Origin of the sequence: Streptomyces sp. NPDC048172 (assembly GCF_043202595.1) — a bacterium.
Taxonomy (GTDB): Bacteria; Actinomycetota; Actinomycetes; order Streptomycetales; family Streptomycetaceae; genus Streptomyces.
Genome location: NZ_JBIDAT010000013.1, coordinates 16,166 through 33,029, shown reverse-complemented (window position 1 = coordinate 33,029; position 16,864 = coordinate 16,166). Strand labels below are relative to the sequence as shown.

Here is a 16,864-nt window from a genome sequence, read left to right as displayed (position 1 = left end):
GGGGATCTCTTTGTTTCCGGTCATTGGACCAGGTCTGTGTGCGGATGCCCGGGAGAGGCCGGGCAGACGTAGAGCTGCACATTGTCCGTGCTGCCCACCTCGACCCTCGTCGGCTGCGCCGGGTCCTGGCCCGCGCGAGAGCCGCCGGCGGCGGCCTGGTCCTCGTACGGCACCCAGCCGCGCGGCTCTCCACCGTCCCATTCGAAGGAGGCGATGGTCAGCAGCGGGACCATCCGAGCGTCGCAGACCGTGCAGTTCAATCGGTACGGATCGGTGCGGTCCCATGGCGGCCAGCCCCCGACCTTCCATCCGGGAGCGTCGGCCAGACTGCCGTCGTAGAACTCCTCCGGACAGTCCGCGTACGAGCTGTCCACGCCGACGTCGGCCGCCTGCCACCGGCTCCAGTCCCCCACCGCCAGCTGCAGCTCCGGGCTCAGATCGAGGCTGTGGGGATATTCGGTGATCGCTTCTGGCGCGAGCAGGCACGGCTCCGGCACATAGCCCGGGTAGTCCGCCTCGTACGGTTCCGGTGGTGTGGCGAGGGTGTCGGCGACCGCGGCGGCGGACCGCCAGAACAGCGCGGTCGACGGCTTGTAATCCGGCGCGTGGTCGTAGGGACACCAGAGGATCTGGAGCAGATCGGACTGCCCGGGCGGCCGCAGCAGCGGTATGTCGCGCAGATACAGCTGGGCCACGGGCAGCATGGGGACCGGGCACTCCGCGGGCCACGGAGGGCCGGCGTCGCGTCGCTCCCCGAGCACCGCGGCGTTGCGGTCCCTGACCGCCTCCTCCTCGGGGGTGAACGCGGGACCACGGGGATCGCGGTGCAGCCGGGCCCGCACGCGCCTCTCCAGCCGCACCTCCGCCGGTGACCGGCGAAACCCGCTGTCACGGTGCAGGTGCGCGCCCTCGCAGTGCGGCCACGGCTCCTCCACCGGCCACAGCAACGGCCCCCCGACCGAGCTCTCCCCGGCCGAAGGTGTCCCGGGGCGCGGATCGACGGGCCGCGGCGGAGTCGTACGTACGAATGCCATCCGGTGATCCTGACAGCGGCCACCGTCATTCCGCCGCTTCAGGGCTTCAGGTGGCGCCGAACCGTCCGCTCGCCGCTCCGTGCTGACCCTCTCCAGCAGAGGGCGCAGCCGCTCCGAAGGAGCCGCAAAGGCGCGGTGCCGCGCGCCTTCGTTTCGGCGCGCGGCACAGCGGTGGTGAGCTGGGGCGGGTCAGTAGTCGACGCGGTCGGACTTCGCCACCCAGGTGTCGAACGGAGCGGTACGGTCCGGCAGGTCCAGGTGCTCGACCTGCATCGGCCACAGCTCGGACGGCTTCTTCTCGAACAGGTCGTAGAAGCGGCGGTCGTCGAACCCGGCCACCGCGGCGTCGTGCCGGTCGGCGGCGAAGACGAGCCGGTCGATGCGCGCCCACAGGGAGGTGGCCAGGCACATCGGGCACGGCTCGCAGGACGTGATCAGCGTGCAGCCGTCGAGCGCGAAGGTGTCCAGCTCCTTGCAGGCGGCGCGGATCGCGTTGACCTCGGCGTGCGCGCTCGGGTCCAGGTTGGCGGTGACCTGGTTGTGCGCCTCGGCGACGACCCGGCCGTCCTTGACGATCAGCGCGCCGAAGGGGCCGCCTCCGCTGGTGGCGCTGGTGGTGGCGAGCGCGATGGCCTGCTCCATCCAGGCGCGCTCGGACTCGCGGAGGCCGGGTTCCTGGGTACTGACGGTCATGGGTACTCCTTGTCGGTGCGGGTGCTCGTGCTCGTACTGGTACTCGTGCCGGTCCGGCGCTGCTCGAAGGTCCGCAGCAGGTCCGCCGCGACGCTCACCGCGATCGTGGCGGGCTCCTTCCCGGCGATCTCGGCGATGCCGATCGGGGTCTTGATCCGGTCGATGGTGGCGTCGTCGTGGCCGCCCTCGGTGGCCAGACGCTTGCGGAACCGCGCCCACTTGGCGGCGGAGCCGATCAGCCCGATCGAACCGAGACCGTCGGTACGCAGGGCGGCGTCGGCCAGCGCGGCGTCCTCCGCGTGGTCGTGCGTCATGATCAGGACGTGGGTGCCGGGGGCGAGTCGGGCGAGCACTTCCTCCGGCAGCAGGGGCGTGTGGTGGACATGGACCTGGGCGACCGCGTCCGCGAGCACGTCGAGCCGCTCGTCGGTAAGCATGTCGGCACGGGAGTCGACCAGGTGCAGGTCGAGGTTGTGGCGCGCCAGGACGCGGGCCAGCTCCAGCCCGACGTGCCCGACGCCGAAGACCGCCACGGCGGGCACCACCGGCAGCGGCTCGACCAGTACGGTGACGGCGCCGCCGCAGCACTGCACGCCGTGCCGGTTGGTGACCTTGTCGTTCAGCGCGAACTCCATCAGCTCCGGCTCCGGTGACGGTCCCGGCATGCCGATCAGTTCGCGCGCGCGGTCGATCGCGGCGGCCTCGATGTTGCCGCCGCCGATCGACCCCCAGGTCCCGGTCGCGCTCACGACGAGCTTCGCTCCGGCCCGCCGCGGCGCGTGGCCGCGCACGTCCGCGACGGTCACGAGGACGCCGGGCTCCCGGCGTTCCCGCAGCCGCGCGACCGCGGCCACCCAGGTCATGTCAGGCATTGCTCAGGACGCTCGCGCCGACGGCGACCGCGCTGCCGTCGCCGCTGCCGCTGTCGCCGCTGGGCTCCGGAGTCCGGCCGCGGGCCGCTTCGACCGCCCAGTACACGGCCTCCGGCGTCGCCGGGGAGGCGAGTTCGACGCTGACCCCGGCGGGGCCGAACGCGGCTGCGGCCTGGCGCAGCGCCTCACGTACGGAGAACGCCAGCATCAGCGGCGGCTCCCCCACGGCCTTGGAGCCGTAGACCGCGCCCTCTTCCGTGGCGTTCTCCAGCAGCGTGACGTGGAACTCCTCGGGCATCTCCGAGAAGCTCGGCAGCTTGTACGTGCTCGCGGCCTGGGTCGCCAGGCGCCCGCGGTGCGGCCCGTCGCCGGTGTCCCAGCGCAGGTCCTCCAGCGTCAGCCAGCCCGCGCCCTGCACGTAGCCGCCCTCGACCTGGCCGATGTCGATCAGCGGGGAGAGGCTGTCGCCGACGTCGTGCACGATGTCCACGCGCCGGATGCGGTACGCGCCGGTGAAGCCGTCGACCTCGACCTCGGTCGCGGCCGCGCCGATGGCGAAGTACTTGAACGGCGAGCCCCGGAAGCTCTGGGCGTCCCAGTGCAGGCCCTCGGTCCGGTAGAAGCCCGCCGCCGAGAGCTGGACCCGCTGGAAGTACGCGGTGCGCACCAGGTCGTCCCAGGCCAGCTCCTTGTCGCTGCCCAGGGAACGTGCGACGCCCTCGACGATACGTACGTCCGAGGCGTTCGCGCCCAACTGCGTGCCGGCCACCCGCAGCAGCCGCTCACGCAGCTGCTCGCAGGCGTCCTTGATCGCCCCGCCGTTGAGGTCCGTGCCGGAACTCGCGGCGGTGGCCGAGGTGTTGGGCACCTTGTCCGTACGGGTCGGGGCGAGGCGCACCTTGTGCAGCGGGATCCCGAGCGTGGTCGCCGCCACCTGCATCATCTTGGTGTGCAGGCCCTGGCCCATCTCGGTGCCGCCGTGGTTGATCAGGACCGAGCCGTCCTTGTAGATCAGCACCAGCGCGCCGCCCTGGTTGAAGGCGGTGAGGTTGAAGGAGATGCCGAACTTGACGCCCGTGAGCGCGACCGCCCGTTTGGTGTGCGGGTGCGCGGCGTTGAACGCGGCGATCTCGCGCTTGCGGTCGGCGATACGGCCGTCGTCCTGGACCTGCTGCCAGACGGTGGCGATCCGCTCGGGCTGCGTGACCGGCTGCCCGTACGGCGTCGCCTGCCCCTGGCCCGGGCGGTAGAAGTTGCGCGCGCGCAGCTCCATGGGGTCCAGGCCGAGCCGTGGCGCGCACCGGCCCAGGATGTCCTCGATCACCAGCATGCCCTGCGGCCCGCCGAAGCCGCGGAAGGCGGTGTTGGAGACCGTGTGGGTCTTGGCGATACGACCGGCCACGCGCGCGTGCGGGATCCAGTACGTGTTGTCGATGTGGCACAGCGCGCGGGCCAGCACCGGTTCGGACAGGTCCAGGCTCCAGCCGCCGTCCGCGACGAGCGTGGCCTCCAGCGCCTGGATGTGCCCCTCGGCGTCGAAGCCGATCTTCCACTCGGCGTGGAAGCCGTGCCGCTTGCCGGACATGGTCAGGTCCTGGGTCCGGTTGAGCCGCATCCGCACCGGGCGTCCGGTCAGCCTGGCACCGAGCGCCGCGACAGCGGCGAAGCCGTGCGGCTGCATCTCCTTGCCGCCGAAGCCGCCGCCCATCCGCAGGCACTGCACGGTCACCTCGTGGCTGTGCAGCCCGAGGACGTGCGCGACGATCTCCTGGGTCTCCGACGGGTGCTGGGTGCTGCTCTGGACGAACACCTGGCCGTTCTCGTCGATCTGGGCCAGCGCGGCGTGCGTCTCCAGATAGAAGTGCTCCTGGCCCGCGAACTGGAACGTTCCGGTGAACACGTGCGCGGACTCCGCGAAGCCCGCGTCGACGTCGCCGGTCACCATCACGGGCTTGGCGCCGTGGTAGCTCCCCGCCGCGATCGCGTCGTCCAGCGTGACCAGCGCGGGCTGTTCGTCCAGCTCGACCTCGACGGCCGCGGCGCCGATCCGGGCCGCCTCCAGGGTCTCGCCGAGCACCCAGGCCACCGCGTGGCCGTGGAACATGACCTCGTCGGGGAAGAGCGGCTCGTCGTGCTTCATCCCCGCGTCGTTGACCCCGGGCACGTCGGCACCGGTCAGCACGCGGACCACGCCGGGCACCGCGAGCGCGGCCTCCGTGCGCAGCGCGGTGACCGTCCCGTGGGCCTTCATGGCCTGCACCGGGTAGGCGTGCAGCACGTCCTTGGTGCGGTGGACCAGGTCGTCGGTGTAGAGCGCGGTGCCCGTGACGTGCAGGGCCGCGCTCTCGTGCGGCAGCGGGACGCCGACGACGGGCTTCTCGGGACGCTCGGACAACTGACTCATGACGACACCGCCTGACGCTCAAGGGATTCCGCGTGTTCCGCGTACAGCTTCCGCAGGCTCTGGCCGAGCATCGCGGACCGGTAGTCGGCGCTGGCCCGGTGGTCGCTCATCGGCGTGCCCTGGGCACGCAGCAGTTCGGCGGCGGCCTCGACGGTCTCCTCCGACCAGGGCTCGCCCTCCAGCGCCGCTTCGACGGCGAGGGCGCGGACCGGGGTGGCGGCCACGCCGCCCAGGCCGATACGGGCCTTCCGTACGGCCCCGTCCCGGATGTCGAGCGCGAAGGCGACGGCCACGCTGGAGATGTCGTCGAAGCGCCGCTTGGCGATCTTGTGGAAGGCCACGACCGGCGACAGCGGCAACGGCAGGCGCACGGCGCGGATCAGCTCACCGGGGCGCCGTACGCTCTGCCGGTAGCCGGTGAAGTAGTCGGCCAGCGGGACCACGCGCTCGCCGTCCGCGTCGGCGAGCACCACGGACGCGTCGAGCGCGAGCAGCACCGGCGGGCTGTCGCCGATGGGCGAGCCGGTCCCCAGGTTGCCGCCGAGGGTGGCGCTGTTGCGGATCAGCCGCGAGGCGAACTGCGGGAACAGCTGGGCCAGCAGCGGGACCTGACCGTCGAGGCGGCGCTCGATCTCGGTGAGCGTCAGGGCCGCGCCGATCTCGATGTGGTCGGAGGCGGTCCGCAGCTCCCGCATCTCGGGCAGCCGGTCGAGGGCGATCACGCACTCCGCCCTGCGGGAACGGATGTTCACCTCGACGCCCCAGTCGGTGCTTCCGGCGACGAGCACGGCCTCGGGCCGCTCACGCAGCAGCCGCAGCGCCTCGGGCAGGGTGCCGGGCCGAAGAAAGGTGCTGTTGCTGTCGCTGCCGCCGTCGTCCTGGGCGTACTCGGTGGCGACGGCCTCCGGCGGGGCCTCCTCGCGGCGCCGCGCCAGCGGGTCGTCCGCGGCGGGCGCGCCGACGGCGAACGCGGCGTCCCGGATCGGGCGATAGCCGGTGCAGCGGCACAGATTGCCGCTGAGGGAGTGCAGGTCGAAGCCGTTCGGACCGTGCTCGGCATCCGCACCGGCGCCGCCGCCGGATTCCGCGTGCGCGCAGCGGTCCGGCCGGTAGTACTCGGCGGCCATGCTGCACACGAAGCCCGGCGTGCAGTAGCCGCACTGCGAGCCGCCGCGTACGGCCATCTCCTGCTGCACCGGGTGCAGGGTGGGCGGCGTGCCGGGTCCGCCCTGGGTGGCGAGGCCCTCGGAGGTGACGATCTCCTGCCCGTCGAGGGCCGCGACCGGAGCCAGACAGGCGTTGACCGCCACCCAGTCGGTGGGCTTCTCCACCCCGGGACGGGCGACCAGGACCGAGCACGCGCCGCACTCGCCCTCGGCGCAGCCCTCCTTGCTCCCCGTGAGGCCACGCTCACGCAGGAAGTCCAGAACCGTGGTGTGGGCAGGTGCCGGGGAGATCGGCATCTCCTCCCCATTGACCGTGATCCGCGCGGCTTCCATCACACACCACCGTTTCGGTACGCGGCCGTCATTCTTGTTCCAGTCGCCATTTCTGGGGCTTTCTCTTCGGTGGCGCAGCTTGAGAACCCGCGGTGCGAATCAGCACGCCACGACGTGCCGCGGACGGGAAAGGGAATTCACGTAACACCCGGCGCCATTTTCCGGACACCGGAAAAGCTGCTCAGCAGCCGTGCGCAACACGACCCGGAGTCCAGGCGGCACGCCTGACGAGGCGATTCAGATCGGAGAGGATCGACATCCGACTTCGCCTCCTTCCCTGAGATCGCGAGCCGGTGCGACCGAAGCTAATTTGCGGCGGATCCCCCGGTCAAGGGCATGAGCCGGAGATGAATGCTCCTTTATAGGAAGCCATGAAGACCCTCCTGACGCCTCTCCAGGGCTTGGCGGTTCCTACAACCCCGCGCACGGTGAGGTGCGCCGCCCGTCCTCGAAGTGCGCGGTCCGGTCCGTGAGCGCCCCTACCGCCCTCAGGTCGTGGCTGATGAAGAGCAGGGCCGTCGCGGCCGGGGCGAGCAGGCGGGGCAGCGCGTCGAGGAGCCGCTCCCTGGAGACGGTGTCGAGCGCCGAGGTCACCTCGTCGCACACCAGCAGCGCCGGACGCGCCGTCAGGGCCCGTACGAGCGCGCAGCGCTGGAGCTGGCCGCCGGACAGCCGGTCCGGGGTGCGGCGCAGCAGCGTCCCGTCGAGCCCCAGCGCCTCGGCGGCCGCCACTGCTTCGGCTGCCGCCTCCTCGTCCCGCAGGCCGCGCAGCAGCCGTGCGGTGTCCGCGAGCTGCGCGAGGAGGGGCCGATGCTTCTCGAAGGAGTCCGCGCTGCTCTGGTGCACGTACTGGACGGCGCGGCGCTGTACGGCCGTGCGCATGTCGACCCGGCCGGGGAGCGGGCGGCCGTCGAGCCGTACCTCGCCCCGCGAGGGGACGGTCAGTCCGGCCAGGGCGCGGGCGAAGGTCGTCTTGCCCGAGCCGGAGGGGCCGAGCAGCGCGGTCCTGCTGCCCGGCGGGAATTCCATCGACACCGGCCCGGCGAGCGGATCGCCGGACCGGCGGCGTACGGCGATCCCGACGGCGGCCACGGTGCCGCCACCCGCCGCGCCGCCGTCCTCCGCGCCCGGCTCGGACCGGTCCGGGCGCGGAGGGCGGCGCTCCGCGGCGAGCAGTTCCCGGGTCGCCCGGTGACGGCGGCCTGCAGGTCCCGGCGACTCGGTGCCGAGGAGGTCCGCCGTCGGACCCTCGTCCACGGCGCGGCCGTCTTCCATGACGGTCACGCGGTCGGCCGTCGCACGCACCAGGGGCAGGTCGTGGCTGAGCAGCAGCACTCCCACTCCGTCGTCGTCCGCCAGCGCCCGCACCGTCCTGCCCAACGCGTGGGCGAGCGCGGCGTCCAGGCCGCTCGTCGGCTCGTCCAGCACCAGCAGCCGGGCGCCCGTCACGAGGGCGGAGGCGAGCGCCAGGCGCTGCTGCTGGCCGCCGGAGAGCTGGTGCGGGAAGCGGCGGCGTACGGTCTCCCACTCCAGACCGGCGCGGGCCAGCGCGCGGCGCGCCGCGGGTCTCCGCGCGGCGCGTTCCGGATGGCCGAGCGCCGCCGTCTCCCTCAGCACGCCGCCGACTCTGCGGATCGGGTCCAGCACCGTCTCCGGGTGCTGCGGCAGGTGCGCCACGCGTCCGGCGCGCGCCGCCGGGCGCCGGTCCGGTGGCAGGAGGAGCAGGTCGGTGCCCGCGAGCAGGACGCTTCCGGTCAGCCGTACGCCGTCGCGTGCGGCCCCGAGCGCCGCCAGGCCCAGTGTCGTCTTGCCGCTGCCGGACGGCCCGACGACGGCGGTCACCGAACCCGCCGCGACGGTCAGCGCGACCTGGTCCAGCAGCGGGCGTTCCGCGCCCTCCGCGTACGCGGAGATCTCCGGGACGTCCAGCAGCGGTCCGCGGGCCGAGTCGGTCACGCGCTGCTCCGGTGGCGTGCGAGGGCGCGGTCCACGAGCAGGTTGCCGCCGACGCACAGCGCCGTCAGCAGGCCGGCCGGGACCAGTACGGCCGCGGGCTGGACGAACAGCGCGTCGCTGTTGCGCTCGATGAGCACCGCCCAGTCCGGCGAGGAGGCGGGCAGGCCGAGGCCGAGGAAGTTGGCGGAGGCCAGCAGGTACAGCACCACGGAGAACCGGCCCGCGGCGTCGGTGGCCAGCGGCGCCGCCAGCTCCCGCGCCAGGTGCCGCAGGTGGATGTACGCCCAGCCGTGCCCCTGCATCCGCAGCGCCTCGACGACCGTACGGGTGCCGGGTGCCAGCGCGGCTCCCCGTACGAGGCGGGCCACGGCCGGGACCTGGAGCAGCCCGGCGACCGTCACCAGCCAGTACCACTCACGGTGGCCGAGCGCCGCCAGGGTCATCAGCACCAGGAGTCCGGGGAAGGCGAGGAGCAGGTCCATCCCGCGCATCACCGTCTCGTCGAGGCCGCGCCTCGGGCCGGAGGCCAGCAGCCCCAGCGGAGTCCCCACCGCGAGCCCGACGAGGAGTGCCCCCAGCGCACCGCCCAGCACCGAGCCGCCGCCGTGCAGCACGAGCCGGAGCACGTCGCGGCCCAGGACGTCCGTGCCGAGCGGATGCCCAGCGCCGGGCGGCTGCGAGGGCAGCGCCCCCTGGTCCTGTCCCGCGAGCGGCCCCAGCAGTGGCCCCAGCAGCGGCCCCAGTACGGCCGCGAGCACCGGTACGCCCAGCAGTGCGAGGGCGATCCACGGACGGCGCCGCCAGAGAGTACGTACGCTCACGCCGTCACCTCCCGGCGCGGGGCCAGCCGGTGGGCCGCCAGGTCGCCGAGCAGGTTGACGGCGACGGCCGTACCGGCGAACAGCAGGGCGTACGCCTGCACCTGGGGCAGGTCGCGGTTCTGCACCGCCTCGATGAAGCCGCTGCCCAGCCCCCGGAAGCCGAACACGGCCTCCACCAGCACGGCGCCGCCCAGCAGCCCTTCCACGCAGCGCGCGAACTGCTGCGCGGCGGGGCCCAGCGCGCCCGGCAGCACATGGCGGAGGACCACGGTCCGCTCCCGTACCCCCAGCAGCCGCAGATGCCCGGCGACGGGGCCGTGCCGCCCGGCGGCCACCCCTGCCCGAATCTGCCGGGCCAGATCGCACAGGTGCCGGGCCGTCAGGACGAGGACGGGCAGCACCAGCACGGCCGGTTGCGCGAGCAGCGCGGCGGTGTCCATGCCGACGGCGGTCGCGGGCAGCAGCCCGGCCGTCAGCGAGACGGAGGCGACGAGCAGCAGCGCGAGGACGAACTCCGGTACGGAGTGCAGCACGACGGCGATCGTGTTCAGCGCCCGGTCGAGGCGGCTGCCCTCCCGCAGCCCGGAGACCGTGCCCAGCAGCGGCGCCAGCACCGTGACCAGCGCCAGCGCGGGCACGCCCAGCAGCAGCGTCACCCCGATACGGCGGCCGAGGTCCTCGTCCACCGGCAGCCCGGTCGTCGAGGAGAGCCCCAGGTCGCCGCCGAGCAGGCCGCCGAGCCAGTGCCAGAAACGGGCCCAGACGGGCTGGTCCAGCCCCAGCCGCCCGCGCAGGGCCGCCACCTGCTCGGGGGTGCCGTGCTCGCCGCGCAGCACGTCGGCCGTGTCGCCGGGCAGCAGTGAGCCGACCGCGAAGACGGCGACCAGCACCACCAGGGACTGGAGGACCGCCAGAAGGGAGCGCCGCAGGACGTATCCGCGCATCTCAGCCGAACCGGAGTCTCTCAACCGAGCCGGACCCGGTCGAACCGGGCCCAGTCGTGCGAGTTCGGCGGCGCGGCGCGCAGGCCGCGTACCGAGGGGCCGACGGCGTCGGTGGCATCGGAGAACGCCCACACCAGCAGCCCCGACTCGTCCCGGGCGATCCGCTGCGCGCGGGCGAGCAGCGCCAGCCGCTCCTTCTCGTCGCGGGTGGTGCGGGCGCGGGTCAGCAGCGCGTCGAACTTCTCCGAGGCGTACTGCGTCTGGTTGCGCGCCGCCCCGCCGCGGACGCGCTGCTGGAGGAAGTCGGAGACGGGCAGGGTGGAGGTGGTGTTGAAGGCGGCGACGCCCTTCGTCTTGATCTCGCTGAAGTACGTGCTGGAGGCGCGGGTGTTGACGCGCAGCCGCAGCCCCACCTCGCGCAGCTGCCCCTTCATCAGGTCGGCGGCGGCCTCCCACGCGGCGTCCACGGAGCTGGTCTCCACGGTGATCTCCAGCCCGTCGGCCCCGGCGTCCTTGACGAGCCCGCGTGCCTTCTCGACGTCGCGCTCGCGGGGCTTCAGGTCGTCGGGGTAGCCGCGCAGGCCCGTGCCGAACAGGTCGTCGCCCACCTCGCCGTGCCCGGCCAGCGCGACGCGGACCAGCGCCTTACGGTCGATCCCGAGCTGCACGGCGCGCACCAGCCGCGGGTCGTCGAAGGGCTTGCGGCCGGTGCGGAGCAGAAGCTGCTGCGCGGTGGCCCGCTTCGCCGTCAGCAGCCGCGTCGAACCCTCCTTCTTCAGCCGGTCGACGGAGGCCCCGGCCATGTCGGCCGCGTAGTGCACCTGTCCGGACAGCAGCGCGTTGAGCCGCGCCGACTCCTCGTTCGCGGGGACGATCTCCAGCTCGGCGATGTGCGGGGCGCCGTCCCAGTGGTCCGCCCAGCGCCGGTAGCGGGCGGTGCCGCCGGGCGTGAAGGAGACGTAGGTGAACGGGCCGGAGCCGACGGGCTTGCGGAAGTCCTTCGTCCCGTCGGGGACGATCTCGGTGCCGGGCCCGGCGAAGACGGTGGGGAACTCGAAGTTCGGCGCCTTCAGCACGAGGACGAGCGACCGCTTGCCCTCCGCCTTGCTGGCCCCGAAGTCGATCGCGGACAGCAGCTCCTGCGAGGGCGACCCGGTCTCGGGGTCGGCGGCCCGCCGGTAGCTGTAGAGGACGTCCTCGGCGGTGACCGGCTTCCCGTCGTGGAACTCCGCCTGGCGCAGGCGTATGCGCCAGCGGGTGCCGGAGCGGTCGCTCTCCCAGGACTCGGCGAGCCGCTTCCGTACGGACATGTCGTCCGCGTACGTACCGAGGGTGTCGAACAGCGCCTTGGCCCTGGCCTGGTCGACGAAGTTCGGGGCGACATGGGGATCGAGGGTCTCCTGCGAGCCGCCCGCCGTGAACGCGGCGCGGAACCGGTCCCCGCCTCCCCCTCCCTTCGTGTCGCCGCCGCAGCCCGTGAGCAGTCCCGAGGCGGCCAGTGCCAGCCCGCCTCCCGCCGCCAGCACCCCTCGTCGGCCGGGCTCCGGCCGCCGCCCCGTCTCTGCCTCTGCCTCCGCCTCCGCCTGCGTACGGGCACGCGTCGTCACAGTCGATCCTCTCCGGGGTGTCCTCGCCCCTGCTGTCGGACCGGCGACGGGTCAGTCTCCTGGCTCCCGGATCATCGCTCGCCTCCGCCTTCCCGTCCGCGCGCGGACAGTGGCATGCGGGAGGGCCGCTTCCCGGTCACAGTGGCGGGACCGCGCCGGATTCGCACCGGCTTCCTGGTCCCCGTCGCCTCGTGCGCTCATTGTGACGCATGGGGCGACGGCGAAGCCGCCGCGGGTGCGGCGTCCGTATCCTCTCCCTGGCGGGAGCGCGCGCACGCGCTCGGACCGGGCAACCGGGCGTCGATCAGGAGGGATTCCGACCGTGGCCGTGCCGCACGCCGATCACCAGGACCAGAACCAGGACCACGACGACCGCGGCGGTCAGCACCGCCGGTACCTGCGCTATGTCGCGCTGGGCGACAGTACGACCGAGGGCATCGGCGACGGGGACGAGGAGTCCGGGTACCGCGGCGTGGCCGACCGGCTGGCCGACCGGCTCGCGGCCACCTCCCCGGAGCTGCGGTACGCCAACCTGGCGGTACGGGGATGCGGCACCGACCACGTCCGCACCGTGCAGCTCCCTGCGGCGCTCGCGCTGCGCCCCGATCTGGCCACCGTCGTCGCGGGGGTCAACGACTTCCTGCGCCCCCGGTACGACGTGAACCGGGTCGCGGGGCACCTGGAGGCGACGTTCGCGGAACTCACCGCCGCCGGGACGCACGTGGTCACCCTCACCTTCCCCGACCTCGGGAAGATCGCGCCGCTCGCCCGCCCGATCGCCTCCCGGGCCCGCGCGCTCAACGCCCGTATCCGCGAGGCCGCCACGCGGCACGGCGTCACCGTCGTGGACACCGCCGTCCACCCCGTCACCGTCGACCCGCGCCTGTGGAGCGCGGACCGGCTGCACCTCTCGCCGCTCGGGCACGCCCGCTCCGCCGCGGCCTTCGCCCACGCGCTCCGGCTCCCCGACACCGACAGTTCCTGGACCCTCCCGCTCCCCGCGCTGCCCGCGCCGAAGCCGCGGGAAGCCCTCCGTACGGAACTCCGCTGGGTCGCCACCTTCCTCGGCCCCTGGATCCTGCGCCGCCTGCGCGGCCACTCCTCCGGCGACGGCCGCACCGCCAAACGGCCAGAGCTGACACCCGTCGCGGCCACCGCCTAGGGCGCTGCGTAGCCGCGGCTGCGGATGAGGTCGTGGGCGAGCTCGGTGAAGGCGCGGGTGGCGGCGCTGCGGTAGGCGCCCTCGCGGTGCAGGAGGGTGACGGTGCGGGACGGCAGGGGCGGGTCGAGGGCGAGCGGGGTGAGGTGGGGGTCGTCGTGGGTGAGGGCGTCGGGCAGGACGGTGGCCAGGGGCGTGCGCCGGACGATCTCGGTGAGGGCCTGGACGGAGTTGGCCTCGACCGCGACAGGGGGTGCGACCCGGTGCTCGGTGAAGTAGGCGTCGACGTGGGTACGGGTGGCGAAGTCGCCGCTCAGCAGGGCGAGTTGGATGTCCGCCAGGGCCCGTACGGGGACGGGGGCCGGCCGTACGGGTGAGCCCTGCGCCGCGGTGACGAGGCTGAGGGTCTCGGTGAACAGCTGAGTGGGCGTGACGCTGGGCAGGTGGGTCCCGGCGAAGGCGATGCCGAGGTCCAGGTCGTCCGCGAGCAGGGCGGCCTCGATCCGGTCCTGGCTCGTCTCGGTCAGGGACAGCCGGACGCCGGGGTGGCGGGCGTGGAGCCCGGCGGTGAGCGGCCCGACGAGGTAGGCGGAGAAGGTCGGGGTGACACCCAGGCGCAGGTGGCCGCGGGAGAGGTCCAGGACGTCGTGGACGGCGCGCTCGGCGGTGGCCAGGTCGCGCAGCGCGCGCCGGGCGTGGTCGGTGTAGACGGCACCGGCGTCGGTGAGCCGCACGCGGCGCCCCGTGCGGTCGAGCAGCTGCACGCCCAGGGCCCGCTCCAGCTGCCTGACCTGCTGGGAGAGCGTGGGCTGGGAGATGTGCAGCTCCTCCGCGGCGCGGGTGAAGTTGCCGTGCTCGGCGACGGCGAGCAGATAGCGCAGGTGACGCAGCTCCAGGACGGCCATGGACACAACTATAGATGGCACCACTAGCAGGCATGGTGAGCAGCTCTTGGACTCTATAGGTGCAGGTCGTGCAGGGTGGATTTCACCAGCCCGCAGAGGCTCGGCCGCCATCGAAGGAAGTGAGCCATGCAGGACCTCGCCGAGGGCGTCGCCCGTTTCCAGCGGGACGTCTTCCCGGCCAAGGCGGAACTCTTCAGCCACCTGGCCGCGCATCACACGCCGCACACGCTGTTCATCGGCTGCTCGGACGCCCGCGTCGTGCCCGAGCTGATCACCCAGGGTGAGCCGGGCGAGCTCTTCGTCATCCGCACCGCGGGCAACCTCGTCCCCGCCTACACCCCCGGCGCCAACGGGGTGACGGCCAGCATCGAGTACGCCGTCGGCGTGCTGGGGGTGACCGACATCGTGCTCTCCGGGCACTCCGCCTGCGGCGCGATGACGGCGCTGGCCGAGGGCCACGACCTCAGCGGCACGCCGGTCGTCGCCGACTGGCTGCGGCACGCGGACGCCGCCGTGGCCGGCACCGCCGGAATGGCGGCGGGCCCGGCGAAGGTGGGCGCCCTGATCCGCCGGAACGTCTCCGCGCAGCTGACCAATCTGACCACTCACCCCTCCGTCGCCCGTGCGCTGGCGGAGAGGAGAGTGACGCTGCACGGCTGGGTCTTCGACATCGCCACCGGGCGCGTCGAGTCCCTCGGCGGCGCCGGTACGGACACCGCCCTCGCCTCCTGACCGAGGCCCGGCCAGGACCACCGACCACCGACCACCACACCCAAGAACCCCCTCAGAGAAGGAGCCCCTCATGGTGCACGCCCAGTTCGACAACACCGCCCGCGAGATCGTCGCCGCCAAGGCCGTCGAGGCCAAGATCCGTAAGGACCTCTCCTGGCAGCAGATCGCCGACGCCGCCGGGCTGTCGGTCGCCTTCACCACCGCCGCCGTTCTCGGCCAGCACCCCCTGCCGGAGCAGTCCGCGCAGGCCGTGGCCGAGCTGCTGGACCTGGACCAGGACGCGGTGACGCTGCTGCAGACCATCCCCACCCGCGGCTCGATCCCGGGCGGCATCCCCACCGACCCGACCATCTACCGCTTCTACGAGATGCTCCAGGTCTACGGCACCACCCTCAAGGCCCTCGTCCACGAGCAGTTCGGCGACGGCATCATCTCCGCGATCAACTTCAAGCTGGACGTGCAGAAGGTCGCCGACCCCGAGGGCGGCGAGCGCGCCGTCATCACCCTGGACGGCAAGTACCTCCCGACCAAGCCCTTCTGAGCCCGCCGACGGCTAGCCGTGTCCGGCGGTTCATGGTTGCCCTCGTCTCGGGGCTGGGCAGGGGCTGCCCCGTGCGGTGCCTTGCAGGCTGCGGCTGAGTCGTGGCTTGTCGCGCAGTTCCCCGCGCCCCTGAGGCTTCAGGGGCGCGGGGCAACCATGAGCCGCCGGACACGGCCTAGCACCCGTGGCCGAGTGGGTGCGGGGGCCAGGCGCGGGGGGTGAGGACCCCGAGGACGTAGGCGCGGGCGACCAGGGCCGGCCTGGTCGCGGCGCCCAGCAGCGTGCGGAGACGGCTGAGGTGGTAGTCCACCGTCTGGCGGGAGAGCCTCAGCGAGGCGGCGATCTCGCTGTTGGTGCTGCCTCCCGCGAGGAGCGACAGTATGCGGATCTGCGCGGCGGTGAGCGGGGGGTGGGCCTCGTGGGCGACGCCCTGGTCGGTGACGACGGCCCATACGTGCGCGACTCGGCCGGAACGCCCGCTCACCGTGGCCAGATGGAGCCGCGCGCGGCGCCGCCGCCCCTGGGCGTCCAGCAGCACGGCGGAGGTCTCTGCGCGCCGGATGCGGCGGGTGATCAGCCCCTCCCACGCGAGGCGTAAGGGGCGGGTGTCGGGCGTGGCGGCGAGCAGGGTGTGCGCGCGGCGGCCGATGAGGTCCGACAGGCGTGTCCGGAACAGTTCGGCGGTGGCCGTGCCCGCCTGTTCGATACGGCCGCCCACCGAGAGCAGCGCGCAGGGCACACCGCTGTGGTCGCGCAGCGCCTTCAGGCTCTCCTCGGCTTCCCGGCGCTGGTCCATCGCGTGGGCGTGCTCGGTGATGTCGACGTAGATCCCGGCCACACAGGTCTGGCCCCTCTCCTGGACCGGGAAGCGGTGCCCCGCCGCCTGCCCCGTACGGCCGTCCGAGCGGTGGAAGCGCAGGTGGTGGCGGACCGGCTTGCCGCGGCTGAGGATCTCCTGGTCCAGGGCGCGGAACTGGGCGGCGTCGGAGGGGGTGTCGAGGTCTTCGATACGGCTGCCGACGACCCGTTCCGGCGTGGTGCCGTACAGGTGCGCGTAGGAGTGGTTGGCCCAGAGGTAGCGGCCGTCGCGGTCGCGGATGAAGGCCGCGGCCGGGGCGTAGTCGGCGAAGTCCGCGAAGGCGGCGTACCGGCGGCCCTGGCCCTCCCCGGGCCGCGCGTCGGCGGACCGCGCGTCGGCAGGCGCCGTGGCCTCGACCGCGAGCCCCCGGGTGCGGACGCGGTCCCGGCCCTCGCCCCGGGACCACCACACATGGAAGGTCCGGCCGTCGAACGGGACCAGGCAGTGGCCGTCCTCCGGGGAGTGTTCCGGGGAGCGCCCCGAGGCAGGCTCCGGGCCGGGCATCACTTCGCGCACGCGGTCGAGGAAGCGTTGTGCGGTGGGCAGGTCGGCGAGGGCACCACCGCCCCACTCCACGACGCGCGCTCGCGCGTCGGCCTCCCACCAGGAGACGGGGAGGTGCTCCAGGAGCGCTCTGACACCGGAATCGTCCACGACTGCCTTTCCTCCATAGGTGATCCCAGAACCTCCACTCTCGCTCAAGAAGGTCCACGGCTCTGGCATTTGCCTGACTTCGCGCTCGCCTCTCGTGACACTTCCGGGGTCCCCCGTCTGATTCCCTTGAGTGCATCACCGATTACCTCTCGTGACTCTACGCGGGTTGCTTCCGTGTGCCCGG

14 protein-coding genes and 1 riboswitch are annotated in these 16,864 nt (G+C 73.2%); of the genes, 3 read left to right on the top strand and 11 right to left on the bottom strand.

Translation table 11 applies throughout. The features are described 5' to 3' along the window. Positions 1-20 precede the first annotated feature (20 nt). The 9 genes from ACGF3A_RS39740 to ACGF3A_RS39700 all read right to left on the bottom strand — a co-directional run bounded on the left by ACGF3A_RS39740 (position 21) and on the right by ACGF3A_RS39700 (position 11,830). Positions 21-1,034, bottom strand: coding sequence for a hypothetical protein (locus tag ACGF3A_RS39740; protein ID WP_393735432.1), 1,014 nt, complete (start codon positions 1,032-1,034; stop codon positions 21-23). A 189-nt stretch (positions 1,035-1,223) separates the two neighbouring features. Continuing rightward, positions 1,224-1,727 carry a nucleoside deaminase gene (locus tag ACGF3A_RS39735; RefSeq protein ID WP_393735431.1) on the bottom strand — a complete coding sequence of 168 codons (504 nt, stop codon included), beginning with the start codon at positions 1,725-1,727 and terminating at the stop codon, positions 1,224-1,226. Next, positions 1,724-2,590: a xanthine dehydrogenase accessory protein XdhC gene (gene xdhC, locus ACGF3A_RS39730; protein WP_393735657.1), complete on the bottom strand. Its 867-nt coding sequence runs from the start codon at positions 2,588-2,590 to the stop codon at positions 1,724-1,726. The genes ACGF3A_RS39735 and xdhC overlap by 4 nt, the downstream gene beginning before the upstream one ends. Before the next feature lies 1 nt (position 2,591). Further along, complete coding sequence (gene xdhB, locus ACGF3A_RS39725) at positions 2,592-5,003, bottom strand: xanthine dehydrogenase molybdopterin binding subunit (RefSeq protein ID WP_393735430.1); 2,412 nt, start codon at positions 5,001-5,003, stop codon at positions 2,592-2,594. Beyond that, positions 5,000-6,502: a xanthine dehydrogenase small subunit gene (locus ACGF3A_RS39720; protein WP_393735429.1), complete on the bottom strand. Its 1,503-nt coding sequence runs from the start codon at positions 6,500-6,502 to the stop codon at positions 5,000-5,002. The genes xdhB and ACGF3A_RS39720 overlap by 4 nt, the downstream gene beginning before the upstream one ends. Positions 6,503-6,913: 411 nt before the next feature. After that, on the bottom strand, positions 6,914-8,458 hold the full coding sequence (locus tag ACGF3A_RS39715; protein ID WP_393735428.1) for an ABC transporter ATP-binding protein: 1,545 nt from the start codon (positions 8,456-8,458) through the stop codon (positions 6,914-6,916). Next, on the bottom strand, positions 8,455-9,279 hold the full coding sequence (locus tag ACGF3A_RS39710) for an ABC transporter permease (protein WP_393735427.1): 825 nt from the start codon (positions 9,277-9,279) through the stop codon (positions 8,455-8,457). Before ACGF3A_RS39710 ends, ACGF3A_RS39715 begins: the two co-directional genes overlap by 4 nt. After that, positions 9,276-10,223 carry an ABC transporter permease gene (locus tag ACGF3A_RS39705; protein WP_393735426.1) on the bottom strand — a complete coding sequence of 316 codons (948 nt, stop codon included), beginning with the start codon at positions 10,221-10,223 and terminating at the stop codon, positions 9,276-9,278. The genes ACGF3A_RS39710 and ACGF3A_RS39705 overlap by 4 nt, the downstream gene beginning before the upstream one ends. 20 nt (positions 10,224-10,243) lie before the next feature. Continuing rightward, a complete protein-coding gene (locus ACGF3A_RS39700) occupies positions 10,244-11,830 on the bottom strand; it encodes an ABC transporter substrate-binding protein (protein ID WP_393735425.1) in 1,587 nt (528 codons plus the stop codon). A 52-nt stretch (positions 11,831-11,882) separates the two neighbouring features. Beyond that, positions 11,883-12,009, bottom strand: a riboswitch (cobalamin riboswitch). A 218-nt stretch (positions 12,010-12,227) separates the two neighbouring features. On the opposite strand from ACGF3A_RS39700, the gene ACGF3A_RS39695 reads away from it, so the two are divergent. Continuing rightward, entirely contained in the window at positions 12,228-12,992 is a 765-nt protein-coding gene (locus ACGF3A_RS39695; protein WP_393735655.1) for an SGNH/GDSL hydrolase family protein, read from the top strand. On the opposite strand, the gene cynR is transcribed toward ACGF3A_RS39695, so the two are convergent. After that, a complete protein-coding gene (cynR, locus tag ACGF3A_RS39690) occupies positions 12,989-13,894 on the bottom strand; it encodes a transcriptional regulator CynR (RefSeq protein WP_393735424.1) in 906 nt (301 codons plus the stop codon). The two genes, ACGF3A_RS39695 and cynR, sit on opposite strands and share 4 nt — an antisense overlap. Before the next feature lie 126 nt (positions 13,895-14,020). On the opposite strand from cynR, the gene ACGF3A_RS39685 reads away from it, so the two are divergent. Continuing rightward, positions 14,021-14,626 (top strand): carbonic anhydrase, encoded by a 606-nt coding sequence (locus ACGF3A_RS39685; RefSeq protein WP_393735423.1) that lies wholly within the window; start codon positions 14,021-14,023, stop codon positions 14,624-14,626. A 70-nt stretch (positions 14,627-14,696) separates the two neighbouring features. Then, positions 14,697-15,167, top strand: coding sequence for a cyanase (gene cynS / locus ACGF3A_RS39680; RefSeq protein WP_393735422.1), 471 nt, complete (start codon positions 14,697-14,699; stop codon positions 15,165-15,167). Positions 15,168-15,342: 175 nt separating this feature from the next. Here the strand turns inward: cynS and ACGF3A_RS39675 are convergent, their stop codons facing one another. Next, positions 15,343-16,680 carry a PAS domain S-box protein gene (locus ACGF3A_RS39675; protein ID WP_393735421.1) on the bottom strand — a complete coding sequence of 446 codons (1,338 nt, stop codon included), beginning with the start codon at positions 16,678-16,680 and terminating at the stop codon, positions 15,343-15,345. Between the last annotated feature and the right edge of the window lie 184 nt (positions 16,681-16,864).

Bases quoted from the DNA above. Each gene is read 5' to 3' on its own strand.
- ACGF3A_RS39740 (WP_393735432.1), bottom strand. From the start codon at position 1,034: ATGGCATTCGTACGTACGACTCCGCCGCGGCCCGTCGATCCGCGCCCC.
- ACGF3A_RS39735 (WP_393735431.1), bottom strand. From the start codon at position 1,727: ATGACCGTCAGTACCCAGGAACCCGGCCTCCGCGAGTCCGAGCGCGCC.
- xdhC (WP_393735657.1), bottom strand. From the start codon at position 2,590: ATGACCTGGGTGGCCGCGGTCGCGCGGCTGCGGGAACGCCGGGAGCCC.
- xdhB (WP_393735430.1), bottom strand. From the start codon at position 5,003: ATGAGTCAGTTGTCCGAGCGTCCCGAGAAGCCCGTCGTCGGCGTCCCG.
- ACGF3A_RS39720 (WP_393735429.1), bottom strand. From the start codon at position 6,502: ATGGAAGCCGCGCGGATCACGGTCAATGGGGAGGAGATGCCGATCTCC.
- ACGF3A_RS39705 (WP_393735426.1), bottom strand. From the start codon at position 10,223: ATGCGCGGATACGTCCTGCGGCGCTCCCTTCTGGCGGTCCTCCAGTCC.
- cynR (WP_393735424.1), bottom strand. From the start codon at position 13,894: ATGGCCGTCCTGGAGCTGCGTCACCTGCGCTATCTGCTCGCCGTCGCC.
- ACGF3A_RS39685 (WP_393735423.1), top strand. From the start codon at position 14,021: ATGCAGGACCTCGCCGAGGGCGTCGCCCGTTTCCAGCGGGACGTCTTC.
- cynS (WP_393735422.1), top strand. From the start codon at position 14,697: ATGGTGCACGCCCAGTTCGACAACACCGCCCGCGAGATCGTCGCCGCC.